Raw genomic sequence first — 13,738 nt, 5'->3', positions numbered from 1 at the left:
AGGCAAACTTTTTGATAATCTTTATCATCCCAGCATATAACGAGGAAAAAAATATTCTTAGTTTAATTAAACTCACTGCAAATAAAATGGAAGAGCTGAATTTACCCTATAGATTAATTGTGGTTAACGATGGCAGCACGGACGGCACTCTCTCCTTATTAGAAAATTATCAAAAGTTATATCCAATTACAATTCTAAACCATGAAACCAACAAAAATGTTGGTCAGGTATTCAGAACAGGTTTTCAATATACCCTGAGTCAAATAAAGGCTGGAGACATTATAGTTACTAAAGAAGCAGACAATACCAGTGACCTGGGCATACTGGATAAAATGCTACACAAGATAGATACTGGTTACGACGTTGTATTGGCATCATGTTACGCTAACGGCGGTAAAGTATTAAATACTTCCTGGGATCGAATAATTCTGAGTTATGGAGCTAACCTCCTGGTTAAAACCCTTTTTCGAATTAGAAATGTTCATACCTACAGCTCTTTTTACCGTGCCTTCAAGGCAGAAATGCTAAAAGCAGCCTACTCGGTTTACGGACCCAACTTAATTGAGGAAAAAGGATTTGCCTGCATGATTGAAATGATAATAAAACTAAACAGACTGGAACTAAAAATAACTGAAGTACCCATGGAACTAGTATGCAGTGCTCGCATAGGGAAAAGCAAAATGAAGCGTATAGAGACTATCATGGGCTATCTTCGTGTTATTAGGAAAGAACTGTTCAAAAGTTCAAATTATAAAGAATCTGTCAGACAAAAATTTCTAGAATACCAATATACACAACCTCCAAAAAATAATTATGTTAAAACTATTCCATAAACACATCCCTTTGTATTTCCTTCTAATAGTAATAGCATTAGTCTTCAGATTGCCAGGGATAAACAAACAGCCTATTTTGGATGAAGGCTACTCACTAAAGGCTGTAAACGGAGCTTGGGGGCAGATTATTGCTGATAGATTTCTTGATGCCCACCCTCCGCTTTTTTATTTTCTTATTCATCTCTGGGGACAAATCTCAGGCAATATCGTTTGGCTACGTTTATTCTCTGTTTTGTGTGGCAGTTTAGTCTGTGTTCTTTTATACCACCTGGTTTTAAGACTATTTGGAACCCAAATTGCCCTCATATCCTATGTTCTTTCCGCTATATCACCGCAGTTGATTTTCGTTTCACAGTATTCACGACCATACGTCCTGGCACTTATTTTCAGCCTTTTATCCGTTTCATTTTTCATAAACATTATGGAGGAATCTAAAGAAAAAAATCCGGCATCTCTATCGAATATTTTATTATACCTACTGTTAGCGCTACTGAGTTTGTATACTTTCTATTATTCAATATTTATTATACTGAGCGTTTTTATCTGTGGAATATACTTATTGAAAGTTCAACGACCATTTATTTTAAAATGGTTAATCGGGCATATGCTGGTAGGGTTCGGATACCTTCCCTGGTTTTTTGTTCAACAAGGGCAGATGGCTCATCTGAGGGACAATATCACCACTAAAGTCCAGTTCCTTCATGAAAGCAGAATGGGTTTCTACTGGGGGGAAATTCATATTGGGGCCATATTAAAAACCTTTCTCAGTGTTTTCCATTTTGATGATGTTACAGGAAGTCTCAGATATTCAAGCCATTTCTCTTTTATTGCCTTTCTGATAGTTTCCGGAGCTGCTATTGCCATTGGCATTTATTTATTAATCAAAGGATATAAGTTCCTTCGTAGAAAAGAAAAGCTAAGCAATGCTACCTTCCTTGTGGCTTGTTTAATTTTTGTACCTCTCATCTGTATTCTTTCACTCTCCATCCTTGGTGATTTAGGTATCGCAGGTGTCGGCAAGCTGGCAATTAACCCCCGCTATTTTGTTCAAAGTTCGATATTATCCGGCGTTCTGATAGCAGGTGCATTGCTTTCCTTCTCTCCCAAATTGCTACGTTATGGACTCATAACATTAGCTGGATGTTTTTTTTTATTCCTGACAGCCCGTGTATGGAGCTTTAACTCCTATCCTTACGAGGAAGTCGTAAATTACCTCACTAAGAACGAAAAATCAAAAGTAGTTATCAGTATCCCTAACCCTGTAGATCGAATATTAATTCAGTTTTCTTCTTTACCAAAAAAAAGTTCGTTAAAAAACCCTGCCGTAATAAGTTCAACCGACCAGTTGACAAATATATCCGAAATACTGGATAAAAATGAAAGCTTTTATTTATGGTTTACAGGGACTGCCTATAATTCGATTAGATATCAATCACTGATAAAGCAATTCGAAGTATTAGCTATGCAGCAAGGTTATAAGAAGGAAGAGGAAAAAAATTTTCAGGATATTATTTTCTTGTCTCTTTATGTAAAAAGAAACTAAAAAGGATGCCCAGATAAGACTTGGAAATTAATAAGCTGGCAAAAGTGAATAATCAGAAGATGTTTCGCATAATTGTCCTTATCTTGATTGCTGTTACAGTTGGGTTCCTGCATGTATATCCTGATGTCAGGTTCTTGCATGACCTGGGTCCAGGTTTTAAAGGAATAGGTTTTCTAGGAGCAGGCGATGAACCCACCTATCTCAGCCGAATAGCAGGAATCTACAAGGGTGATTGGAGGCTAGCCAACCCTGGCATATACGAACACAGAAACGACCCTATTATTCAACCTGGTTTGTCTGAGTTTATCCTTGGAAACTTAGGAAAGATTTTTGGCATATCAGTCGGGGGACTGGACATCTGGGGTACTTTACTTTTACCCACAATCCTATTCATTCTGTTTTTCAAACTGGCAGAAAGGCTTTCTGGATCTTTCAGGATGGGTGTAATAATTGCCCTAACGATTATGGTAGGGTATTACTGGTTAAGTCCCAATATACGAGTTATTCTTTCTTCCTTTAGTAACCGCCCCCTTTTCTTCACCAGGCCAATAAGTCCACAGTTTCATTTCATCCCCTTCTTATTATCTTTGTGTTTTATCCTTCAAATGATTCTAACCAATAAGAAACATTGGGCTATTCTGGCAGGGATGACAGTTGGCATATTGTTTTATATCAGTGTTTATTACTGGACATTTATTTACGCTGGAATGTTTGTTTACCTTCTCATCCAATGGATTTTAAAAAAAAAGAAAGAACGATGTAAGGACATTATACTGGCATATGCAATTTCTTTTATAATTTCGTTACCGTATTGGTTTACCGTCTGGGAATTAAGCAGCCATCCAGACTACCTAGAATTTTTCAAGAGGCTTGGAGGAATGCATACAAGGGTTCCTATAATCCCGTTGACAGAAATATTTGCGATTGTTTTGATAATTTCAGGTGGATACCTGGGAATTATCAAGAGAGATGAAAAATTCTGGTTTTTGTTATCGTTTGCTATAGGCGGCATTGCGTGTCTTAACCAACAGGTCATAACAGGAAAAAGCATTGAACCATACCATTGGCAAAGCTATACTAACAAGACATTCTTGATCATGGCTATCTTTGTCCTCTTTCATGGTTTTTTAAGCAAATTGACAAAAAACTATCCACCTGGAATAGAGAGATTTGGGGGGAAAATTATCTTTCTTATGGTGTGTTTTTTGATACTGGTTCTGGGTTTTATCCAGCAAAACAATTATTACAGGGTAAATATTGAAGGTAATAGACAACTGCAAGCCATGGCTGCACCTCTCAAGTGGATAGATAAAAACACACCTAAAGATGCTGTAATCCTGACTTACCCTCCTGATTTTGATCATTCGGAATTGATAACCACGTACACTAAAAATTACGTTTACATCTCAGATCCTTTTTTTATCGCTTCTTTACTATCTGATATGGAAATTGAGGAAAGGTATCTTTTTGCATTAAGTTTCTTTGGTGTTGCTGAAGATAAAGCCGAGGCGTTCTTTAAAATATTGGATGGAGGGCTGTTCAAAGGTATGCAGGTTCACGCATTGTATGGGGGAAACCGTCCAAAAAATCAGGAATATATAGAAGGGCTAAAAAGACAATATGCCATGCTTCAATTAAAAGACCCTGTATCTTTAATTCATAAATACAAGGTCGACTACGTACTCACTAAACGGGATTTAGAAAAGAATCTGCTTTGCCAATCTCAAATGGCTCAATCTATTTATAAGGTTTATGGTGATGAAAACTACCTGATTTATATATTCAAAAACGAACAGCGGAGGGGGAATGCCTAATCCTAGCCTGTCTATATTCTTTCCGTGCTTCAATGACTCTGGAACTATCGGAAGTCTCGTGGTAGCAGCCGATGCCGTAGCCAAAGGTCTAACCGATGACTATGAGATTATTGTCGTAGATGATGGAAGTTCGGATAACAGTAGAGATTTATTGCTTGAGTTACAAGACAAATATCCCAGACTACGTTTAGTTTTTCACGAGATAAATCAGGGCTATGGCGCAGCTCTGCGTTCTGGTTTTTTTAATTCCACCAAGGATTTGATTTTCTACACCGACGGTGACGGGCAATATGATGTTTACGAGCTTCGTAAGCTCTTCAATGTTATGCAGGATGGTGTAGATATTGTTAATGGATATAAAATAAATCGTGGTGACCCACTTCACCGGGTTATCATCGGTATAATTTACCTTCGACTTATGCGTCTTTTCTTTAATTTCCATATTCGTGATGTGGATTGCGACTTCCGCCTGATTCGTCGTCACGTCTTTAATCATATAAGCCTTCACCACAACAGTGGTGTTATCTGCCTGGAAGTGGTTAAAAAGCTGGAACTGGCCGGATATCGTTTTGCCGAATTCCCTGTTCATCATTATCATCGAATACATGGCAAATCTCAATTCTTCAATTTCAGACGTCTATTTAAGACTACTCTTAGCATACTGCGCCTCTGGTACGAACTTGTGGTTAAACGGGACATACCAATAAACATTGCCTATAATGAAGAAAAACCTGTCAACAGGGGAGTTTCCCATAATAACACGTAACAACCCTTTAAAAAAACTGTCATGGACCTATTGAAAAATATCAGATGGATTGATTTACCTTCTAAAGTGGATTCCCGAGGTATATTAACATCTATAGAAAGTGGAACAGATATTCCCTTTACTATAAAGCGCATTTTTTATATGCACCATATTACAGCTGGCAGAGGCGGGCATGCTCACATCGATACAGATCAGGTCATAATTGCCCCTTCTGGAACATTTAAAATAGATATTGCTGACGGAGTGACATCAAAAACATACGAAATGGATAATGCCACACGCGGTCTCTATATCCCAAGAATGATTTTCATAAAACTCTATGACTTCTCTCATGACGCAGTTTGTCTGGTTCTGGCTAATACTCATTATGATATTTTAAAATCAATAAGAAACTGGGAAGAGTACATAAGAATTGTGGGGGAACAATCATAACTCATCTGATTGACATTCATAAATGAATTTAATAACGATGTTAAAAAAACAAAAGAAAACATAAAATGGATATGGTAGGAAATCTTAATTCCAAAGAATCCGGTTTTTTACGCTCTGCTTTAACAATAGAAAATCGATTCCAGAGCATGGATGAATTTATGTCCTGGTTTAACTCCAGAAAAACATCACATCGGTTCTCAGTAGAACAGATCCCTTTCAATGAATTTGACAACTGGTATTTTGAAAGTCAATCACGAAATCTTGTTCACAATTCCGGAAAATTTTTCAAAGTTGAAGGAATCAGGGTAAATACAAATTTTGGACATATTAAAAAATGGGACCAACCGATTATCAACCAGCCCGAAATTGGGATTCTCGGTATTATAACCAAAGAGTTTGACGGTGTTAAATATTTTCTCATGCAGGCAAAGATGGAACCGGGCAATGTAAACATCATCCAGTTGTCTCCTACCGTTCAAGCCACTAAAAGTAACTACACCCAGGTACATAAAGGCAAAGAGCCAGTTTATCTTGAATATTTTCTTGACAGAACAAAATCAAAATTTTTAATCGACCAGTTACAGACTGAACAGGGTTCCCGCTTTCTTCGAAAAAGAAACCGCAATATGATTGTGGAAGTGAATAAAGACATTCAATTGCACGATGATTTTTGCTGGTTAACATTATGCCAGCTTAAGAAGCTTTTAACCATCGACAATCTTGTAAACATGGATGCCAGATCGGTTTTATCCTGCCTCCCATTTATTGATGAAAATCTGGAACGTTATTATGAATCACTGCCTTCAAAGGAGCATGATCAGATAGAATTATTCAACCAAAGGCTTGACGGATTTCCCAGGGATTTATTTATTTCAATGATTGACAGGAAACATGTCTGCCACAGTTCAGATGAAATAATCAGCTGGTTCACAGAATTAAAAACAAGATATGAGTTAAAGATTGAACATATTCCTTTAAAGGATGTTTCTGGTTGGATACGTACTGAAAGAGAAATTGTTCATGATAAAAACAAGTTTTTCTCTGTTATCGCAGTTTCGGTAAAGGCAGGAAGCCGTGAAGTTTACAGATGGACACAACCTTTATTGAAACACACTTCTTATGGTATCGTAGGCTTTATCACCAAAAAAATAAATGGCATACTCCATTTTTTAGTTCAGGCTAAAGTGGAACCCGGGAATTTCGATATCGTTGAAATGGCTCCCACTGTGTCATGTTCCGGTGCAGAAGATAGAATCCAACAGCCTACCAGACCACCTTTTTTAGATATATTTATGAATGCTTCATCCAGGCATATAAAATATTCTGCTGTTCAATCTGAGGAAGGTGGACGTTTTTACCATTTTCAAAATAAATATATGGTACTTGAGCTAGAACCTTCTGATTTATTGGAAATTCCTGAAAATTATATGTGGATGACACTTGGCCAAATAATGGAATTCACAAAATACAACTTCTTCAATATTGAAGCCAGAGGCCTGCTTTCTTGTTTAAGTTTATTATGAAATAAATCAGTCTATCATTGCCTCACAATCAAACAATAAAAGATAATAACTTCAATTAAAATAGTATGTTGAGGTCGTAAAATGCATCTACTATTTATTGGATATTCCAGAATTGTTCAAAAACGAGTTTTACCTGCGTTACTGAAACTATCTTCCGTAACCTCTATAGATATCGCTTCACGCACATCTGCTTTAAAAATATCCTTGCCTGATAAATTTAAAGGTGAAATATTCGACAACTACGACAAGGCTCTGTCTAAAAGCAAGGCAAATTTAGTTTACATTTCAATAGTTAACAGTGCTCATGCAGAATGGGCGGAAAAAGCACTTAAGAGGGGATTTCACGTAATTGTTGATAAACCATCTTTCACCTCTATTGATGACACAAAAAGGTTAGCAGACTTCTCACAAAAATACAATCTATGTTTGGCAGAAGCAACCGTATTTGCATACCATCCTCAAATTCAAGCAGTTAAAAATGTCTTTTCCAGCATAAATAGTGAACCAACCAAGTTAACGGCAACCTTTTCTTTTCCACCCTTAAACCATGATGATTTCAGATATAAAAGGGAATCAGGAGGTGGTGCTCTTTGGGATCTTGGTCCCTACGCTGTCGCAACCGGAAGGTTGTTTTTTAATGATGAACCAAAAGAATTTTTTTGCCGGGTATGCACTCGAAGCGGAAACGATGATATAGACACGTCTTTTAGTATGCTCGCAATTTATTCAGAAGGTAGAGCCATGATAGGCCATTTTGGTTTCAATACAGAATACAGCAACCACCTTAATATCTTAGGGACTGATGTATCAATCGATATAGATCGCGTCTATACAATTCCAGCTGAAATGGAGAACGAAATCCACATAAAACAGCATAATAAAAACACTTCTCTTAAGACTCCCAAGGCTGATAGTTTTTCCCTTTTTTTACAAAAAGTAATAGAAGGCATTCAAAAAGGAGACTCTAGAAAGTTCGTTGAAGATTTACTGTCGGACGCATCAGTATTACACAGATTGCGTTTAATCGCTTTTAAAGGGTAAAATATGACAATAAAGGTTTGGGATTATCTAAAAGAATATGAAAAAGAAAAAGAAGAAATTCATGCTGCAATTGAAAAGGTATTAAAATCAGGGTACTTAATTCTTGGAGAGAGTGTAAGGAAATTTGAAGAAAAATTCGCAAGGTACTGCGGAGTTAAATTTGGAGTAGGTGTCAATAGTGGCACAGACGCCCTCTTCCTAGGGCTTAAAGCATTGGGAATAGGTCCAGGAGATGAGGTAATCACGGTAGCAAATACAGCAGTCCCGACTGTTTCTGCCATTGTCTCTACTGGCGCAGCACCCCGTTTTGTTGATATAGACCCAGGAACATATCTCATGGATACTTCATTACTTGAAAATGCAATTACAGAAAAAACAAAATGTATATTACCTGTTCATCTCTATGGTCAATGTGTTAACATGGACGATTTAAGGAGGGTAGCCAATAGGCACGAATTGAGAGTTGTAGAGGACTGTGCCCAGAGTCACGGAGCAGCTTTTAATGGGGAAAAGGCAGGTTCAATGTCTGACCTCGCAGCTTTCTCATTTTATCCCACCAAGGTTTTAGGGGGATACGGAGATGGGGGAATGGTAATAACAGATGATGAAAGCCTTTACGTAAAGCTGAAGAGGCTGCGTTTTTATGGTATGGAAAAGACTTATTATTCGGTAGAGCATGGTCATAATTCAAGACTTGACGAACTTCATGCTGAGATTCTTCTGCGTAAACTGGCTCATCTTGATGATTACATTAGCCGGAGGATAATTCTTGCCCGACAATATGATAATCTTTTGCCAGCCAGTCTCTCTTTACCAAAAACGATGCAGGGAAATAAACACGTTTATTATTTATACGTATGCCGTCATACGAGAAGAGATAAAATTATATCTGAACTGCAAACAAGGGATATTCTCGTCAATATAAGTTACCAATGGCCTATTCACACCATGACAGGTTATCAATTTTTAGGCTACAAAGAGGGGGATTTACCCCATACAGAAACAGCCTCCAGAGAAATTTTTTCTCTACCAATGTATCCTTCTTTAACTGATAATGAACAACAAACTGTTATTACTGCCCTCCAGGAAATATTAAATAACTTATGAATCCGGAAGAATATAAAACTATCGCTCAACTTGAAAATTCTCATTGGTGGTATAAATCTCTACACAGATTGGTTATCGATACACTGAAACGTATTCATCCTTATGATAACACGCCAATAATTCTTTTAGACGCGGGATCCGGTACAGGTGGGCTACTCAATGCTCTGCAAAAGATATACCCTCTTTGGACCCTTATTGGTGCAGATTTATCTCCTTTAGCTTTAATTCATTGCCAACACAGAGAAAATACTCACTTTTTACAAGCCTCAGTAGAACATATACCTCTGGATAATGAGTCGGTAGATATACTTATTTCTCTGGATGTTCTCTATCACATGAATGTGAATGACGACGAAAAATCACTAAAAGAAATGTACAGGGTTACTAAGAAAGGAGGTCTCTTGATTTTAAATTTGCCGGCTTTTGAATTCCTGAGAGGTCACCACGATAGGGTAATCTGGACAAGAGAGCGTTATACCAGGATTAAGCTGTGCAAAAAAATACAAATATCCGGTTTTGAAATAGTAAAATGTAGCTATCGTCATATGATTTTATTCCCAATCATCTCCATAAAAAGGTTGACTGATCGGTTGAGAAAACATGAGTCTACTCAGTCCGATTTGAAATCTCTACCTTTCTGGCTGAATGGTTTTTTAAATTTCATTTCTCAATTTGAAAACAGAATTATCAACTATTTTGATCTTCCGGTGGGAAGTTCCCTATTCTGTTTAGCCAGGAAACCATGAGAAATTACAATCTTAATTCATACTCTGCCAAGTTATATTTTATCATTGGAGTTTTCTTGTTAGGGGGAATTAGCTTTGTCTGGGTACCCAGAGAGGACGTAGCACCTTTCGTCATTCTTCTTTTTGGTATTGTTATCGCTCTTTTTGTTACCATTTTGATGGAGCCTCATGACTTTAAAACTATTTTCTCTCTTTTCATTATAGCTTTTGCTATCAGAGTTTTTCTCAGTACTTTGTTATTCCTTTTATCCTATTCTTACGGAAATACCGGGGTTGAAGGATATTTACTTAACAATGACGGAGTGGGTTATGATTTAAACGGGTGGTATATTGCCCAGCGTCATAACGCAGGGTTTGAGGTAGATCCATTCTTCTATCTAAGAGAGAGTAACCTTGGCTGGACTTTAACCAGCTATCATTTTTGGGTTGCCAGAGTTTACCAGATGACTGGCAGAAGCCCCTTGAGTCTATTTTTCATTAATTCCTTTTTAGGTGCTTTAGTCATCATCTTTCTTTACTCAATAACCAAACAATTACTTGACAAAAAAGCAGCTATACTATGCGCCACATTTGGAGGATTTTTTCCATCGGTAATCTTCTGGTCGACTCAGAATTTTAAAGAGCCGATAATCAATTTGATGTTATGTTTTGTATTTTTTCTATGGCTCAAAACCATACGTAAGTTTAATATGTTCTATTTTTTACTCAGTATTTTTCCTCTCTATGTTTTGTATAAGTTAAGTCCTCTCTTTATCCCCAGTCTTCTCTTAACTTTCTTTCTTGCGTTAATCACTCTACTAGGCGGCACCTGTAGAAAAACGATCCTACTTCTTTTTATGGCTATTGGGTTTACAGCAGCATCAATCAGTGTAATATATTTTTCTAATCTTCTAGAGCCTCTGATGATAAGGATGACAGGGGAAACAACGATACTAAAATTTATCGCCGTAGGTAGAGAGGCTAAGGCGTATGGAAATTTGGCTATTATGCCTGGGTTCAATATATCGACTCCAATGGATGCGTTACTTTTTTTGCCTATAGCATCAATCTACGCCTGGTTTTCACCTTTTCCCTGGCAAATAGGTTCAGCTGCCCAAATTATAGCCCTACCTGAAATGTTAATATTCTATCTCATGTTTCCCCTTTTCCTTAAAGGGATTTCTTATTGCTGGAAGAACAAATTCAGCGAAACTTTTCCTCTAATCTTCTTTATGGTTTTTATCATGCTTATGTTAGGTTATGTTGAAGGTAACAGCGGGACACTTTTTAGACACAAATCAGCAGTACTCTATCTCATCTTCATTTTCATCTCTATCGGTATTTTCAGAAAACCAGAAAATTATGAGAAAAACCTTCCTGTTTAAAGCAAAATTAAATTTTTAGAAAGGTCATAGCAACACAATGAATGTCCTCTACATATCATACGATGGAATTCTTGATCCAGTAGGTCAATCACAGGTTATTCCATATTTGTCTGGATTGATAACAAAGGGAGCCTCAATAACCCTGATAAGTTTTGAAAAGAAGGATAAATTGATGTCAACATATGCTGCAACCATTCAAAGCGATCTTATAACTAAAGGTATAAAATGGATTCCACTCCGTTATCACAAGAAACCCATTGTTGCTGCAACATCTTTTGATATAATACAGGGACTGTTGGTAGGGCTATTTATCACCTGGCGTGATGGTATTAAAATCATCCATGCCAGGGGGTATATCACAGGTTTGATAGCCCTGCTTATAAAGAAATTAACTAAAGTTAGTTTCATTTTTGATATGAGAGGGTTCTGGGCAGATGAAAAGGCAGACGCAAAAGCATGGTTCCCGGAGGGTACGCTCTACAGATTAACCAAATACATGGAGAGGATTTTTATTTGTGGATCTGACGAGATCGTTGTTCTGACAAAGAAAGCAAGAAAGACCCTTGAGGAGAAATTCAAACATAATCATGCATCTGTAATCCCCTGCTGCGTGGACATGGAACACTTTAAACCATGTCCGAGTGATAATTCGAATTTGAATATACCACAGGGGCGTTTCATCGTTACTTATCTGGGCAGTGTAGGTACCTTTTACCGTTTCGACGAAATAGTTCATTTCTACAGTTTACTCAGAGAGGAGATACCCAATGCATTTTTCTTGGCTATAACCAACAATGATTTACCTCTTATCTCAGAGACTCTCTCAGATTATAGTATTGAATCAAATAACTACCTCATTACTTCAGTTGTTCACCCGGAAGTTCCAACTATACTGAAACAATCTACTATTTCTTTGATTTTCTATCATCGTCCTCTTTCCGGGGTCGGTTGCTGTCCCATTAAGTTTGGAGAGAGCCTCTCCTGTGGAGTTCCAGTGGTTATAAACTCTGGAATCGGTGATTGTGACCAAATTGTCCAGAAGGAACGAGTGGGGGTAGTGATAGATGAGTATACTGAAAAGTCCTACGCTCGGGCCATTGAAGCTCTGAAAGAGCTGCTCAGAGAGGGCAATTCCCTTCAGGAAAGATGTAGAAAAGTAGCCCAAAGGTACTTTTCCCTTGAGATGGGGACAGAAGAGTACTGGAAAATCTATCAGAGATTACAGGTGTAGGTGTTCCCAAAGCATCGGCAAGAGGAGAAAAACGTTGTCAGAAAATATGAATATAGTTATTTTAGGAGCTGGTTTGACAGGTTTAAGTGCTGCTTACCACGGTGGCGGTACAATATATGAAAAGGAGAAAGAGGTCGGCGGCACATGTAGGTCACCGAAGATCAAAGGTTATACCTTTGATCTTGGCATTCACGTCCTACATACAAAGAACGATTATGTTTTAAACCTTTTGATCAAGAATTTAAATGCGCCCCTACTTGTTCAGCGCAGGCGAGCCTGGATATATTCTTATAATACACTGACGAGATATCCCTTTCAGGCAAACACTTACGGGTTACCGATTAAAGTGGTTAAAGATTGTCTTCTCGGATTCATCGATGTGTACAACAAAGACAGTATTAATTATGACAATTACGAAGACTGGATATATGCAACTTTTGGTAAAGGGATTGCTGAGCACTTCTTGATACCTTATAGTGAAAAATTCTGGACTATTCCCCCAAAGGAGATGACAGCCGATTGGCCAGATTCAAGAATTCCCAGACCAGAGTTGGAAGAGGTTCTGGAAGGTGCATTAAGCGACCAGAAGAAAGGTTTCGGTCCAAATTGGACGTTCAGATATCCCAAAAAAAACGGGATATGCACTATTCCAGATGCATTTTACTCCATTAATTCAGAGATATTTTTAAATAAAGAGGCTATTGGAGTAGACATTCAGAAAAAGGAAATCACGTTTAGTGATGGCTTCAAAAAAAGGTACGACAAGTTAATCTCTACTACACCACTTCCAGAATTAGTGAAAATAATACATGATTTACCCGGGGAGGTAGTCAATGCCTCACAAGGCTTGAGATACAATTCAATTTTTTGCGTTAATTTGGGGATTAAGAATCCTAATTTAAATGATGCCCATTGGATTTATTATCCCCAGGGAGATTATTCTTTTTTTCGGATAAGTTTCCCAAAGAATTTCCTTGAAAACTCAGTCCCAGAAGGGAAAAGCTCGATTACGTCTGAAATTTCATATTCACAGTTTAAAGAACTTGATAAAGGTACAATAGTGGACAGGGTGATAAAAGACTTAATTAAAGCTAAGGTCCTAAAACGTAATGATAAAATAGAGTTAATAGATACTCGTGATATAAAGTATGGATACATCATATATGACCACAATCGGAGCAAGAATTCATCTATAATCAAGAAATTTTTGATGGATAACAATATCTATACAGCGGGTAGATATGGCAGCTGGGAATACTATTGGATGGACGATTCAATTTTAGACGGCAAGAGAGCCATAGATCATATAAAAGAGCAGAATAGAATTAAAGGTTAAAC

The 13,738-nt window shown here is 37.5% G+C and carries 12 protein-coding genes; all 12 read left to right on the top strand.

Annotated elements, in window-relative coordinates:
• Window positions 1-11: 11 nt before the first annotated feature.
• The 12 genes from AB1401_02930 to AB1401_02875 all read left to right on the top strand — a co-directional run bounded on the left by AB1401_02930 (window position 12) and on the right by AB1401_02875 (window position 13,736).
• Entirely contained in the window at window positions 12-833 is an 822-nt protein-coding gene (locus AB1401_02930) for a glycosyltransferase (protein ID MEW6614413.1), read from the top strand.
• Window positions 814-2,376: a glycosyltransferase family 39 protein gene (locus AB1401_02925; protein MEW6614412.1), complete on the top strand. Its 1,563-nt coding sequence runs from the start codon at window positions 814-816 to the stop codon at window positions 2,374-2,376. Before AB1401_02930 ends, AB1401_02925 begins: the two co-directional genes overlap by 20 nt.
• A gap of 20 nt (window positions 2,377-2,396) precedes the next feature.
• The gene (locus AB1401_02920) at window positions 2,397-4,190 is read left to right on the top strand and encodes a hypothetical protein (GenBank protein ID MEW6614411.1); all 1,794 of its coding nucleotides are present in this window, start codon (window positions 2,397-2,399) and stop codon (window positions 4,188-4,190) included.
• Window positions 4,183-4,956 (top strand): glycosyltransferase family 2 protein, encoded by a 774-nt coding sequence (locus AB1401_02915; protein MEW6614410.1) that lies wholly within the window; start codon window positions 4,183-4,185, stop codon window positions 4,954-4,956. The genes AB1401_02920 and AB1401_02915 overlap by 8 nt, the downstream gene beginning before the upstream one ends.
• A 21-nt stretch (window positions 4,957-4,977) precedes the next feature.
• Window positions 4,978-5,388, top strand: coding sequence for an FdtA/QdtA family cupin domain-containing protein (locus AB1401_02910; GenBank protein ID MEW6614409.1), 411 nt, complete (start codon window positions 4,978-4,980; stop codon window positions 5,386-5,388).
• A gap of 65 nt (window positions 5,389-5,453) precedes the next feature.
• A complete protein-coding gene (locus AB1401_02905) occupies window positions 5,454-6,911 on the top strand; it encodes an NDP-hexose 2,3-dehydratase family protein (GenBank protein ID MEW6614408.1) in 1,458 nt (485 codons plus the stop codon).
• 81 nt (window positions 6,912-6,992) lie between these two features.
• The gene (locus AB1401_02900; protein MEW6614407.1) at window positions 6,993-7,952 is read left to right on the top strand and encodes a Gfo/Idh/MocA family oxidoreductase; all 960 of its coding nucleotides are present in this window, start codon (window positions 6,993-6,995) and stop codon (window positions 7,950-7,952) included.
• A gap of 3 nt (window positions 7,953-7,955) precedes the next feature.
• Window positions 7,956-9,059 carry a DegT/DnrJ/EryC1/StrS family aminotransferase gene (locus tag AB1401_02895; GenBank protein ID MEW6614406.1) on the top strand — a complete coding sequence of 368 codons (1,104 nt, stop codon included), beginning with the start codon at window positions 7,956-7,958 and terminating at the stop codon, window positions 9,057-9,059.
• Window positions 9,056-9,805, top strand: a complete 750-nt coding sequence (locus AB1401_02890; protein ID MEW6614405.1) for a class I SAM-dependent methyltransferase — start codon at window positions 9,056-9,058, stop codon at window positions 9,803-9,805. Before AB1401_02895 ends, AB1401_02890 begins: the two co-directional genes overlap by 4 nt.
• Before the next feature lie 56 nt (window positions 9,806-9,861).
• Window positions 9,862-11,169 carry a hypothetical protein gene (locus AB1401_02885; GenBank protein MEW6614404.1) on the top strand — a complete coding sequence of 436 codons (1,308 nt, stop codon included), beginning with the start codon at window positions 9,862-9,864 and terminating at the stop codon, window positions 11,167-11,169.
• 37 nt (window positions 11,170-11,206) lie between these two features.
• The gene (locus tag AB1401_02880) at window positions 11,207-12,400 is read left to right on the top strand and encodes a glycosyltransferase (GenBank protein ID MEW6614403.1); all 1,194 of its coding nucleotides are present in this window, start codon (window positions 11,207-11,209) and stop codon (window positions 12,398-12,400) included.
• 34 nt (window positions 12,401-12,434) lie between these two features.
• On the top strand, window positions 12,435-13,736 hold the full coding sequence (locus AB1401_02875) for an FAD-dependent oxidoreductase (GenBank protein ID MEW6614402.1): 1,302 nt from the start codon (window positions 12,435-12,437) through the stop codon (window positions 13,734-13,736).
• Window positions 13,737-13,738 lie beyond the last annotated feature (2 nt).

The sequence above is a fragment of the Thermodesulfobacteriota bacterium genome (genome assembly GCA_040757775.1).
GTDB lineage: Bacteria > Desulfobacterota > UBA8473 > UBA8473 > UBA8473 > UBA8473.
The sequence above is the reverse complement of the archived record's forward strand: the minus strand, read 5'-3'. Positions and strand labels throughout refer to the sequence as shown.

Coding starts and splice junctions, on each gene's coding strand:
- AB1401_02925 (MEW6614412.1), top strand. CDS start 814: ATGTTAAAACTATTCCATAAACACATCCCTTTGTATTTCCTTCTAATA.
- AB1401_02915 (MEW6614410.1), top strand. CDS start 4,183: ATGCCTAATCCTAGCCTGTCTATATTCTTTCCGTGCTTCAATGACTCT.
- AB1401_02910 (MEW6614409.1), top strand. CDS start 4,978: ATGGACCTATTGAAAAATATCAGATGGATTGATTTACCTTCTAAAGTG.
- AB1401_02905 (MEW6614408.1), top strand. CDS start 5,454: ATGGATATGGTAGGAAATCTTAATTCCAAAGAATCCGGTTTTTTACGC.
- AB1401_02900 (MEW6614407.1), top strand. CDS start 6,993: ATGCATCTACTATTTATTGGATATTCCAGAATTGTTCAAAAACGAGTT.
- AB1401_02895 (MEW6614406.1), top strand. CDS start 7,956: ATGACAATAAAGGTTTGGGATTATCTAAAAGAATATGAAAAAGAAAAA.
- AB1401_02890 (MEW6614405.1), top strand. CDS start 9,056: ATGAATCCGGAAGAATATAAAACTATCGCTCAACTTGAAAATTCTCAT.
- AB1401_02880 (MEW6614403.1), top strand. CDS start 11,207: ATGAATGTCCTCTACATATCATACGATGGAATTCTTGATCCAGTAGGT.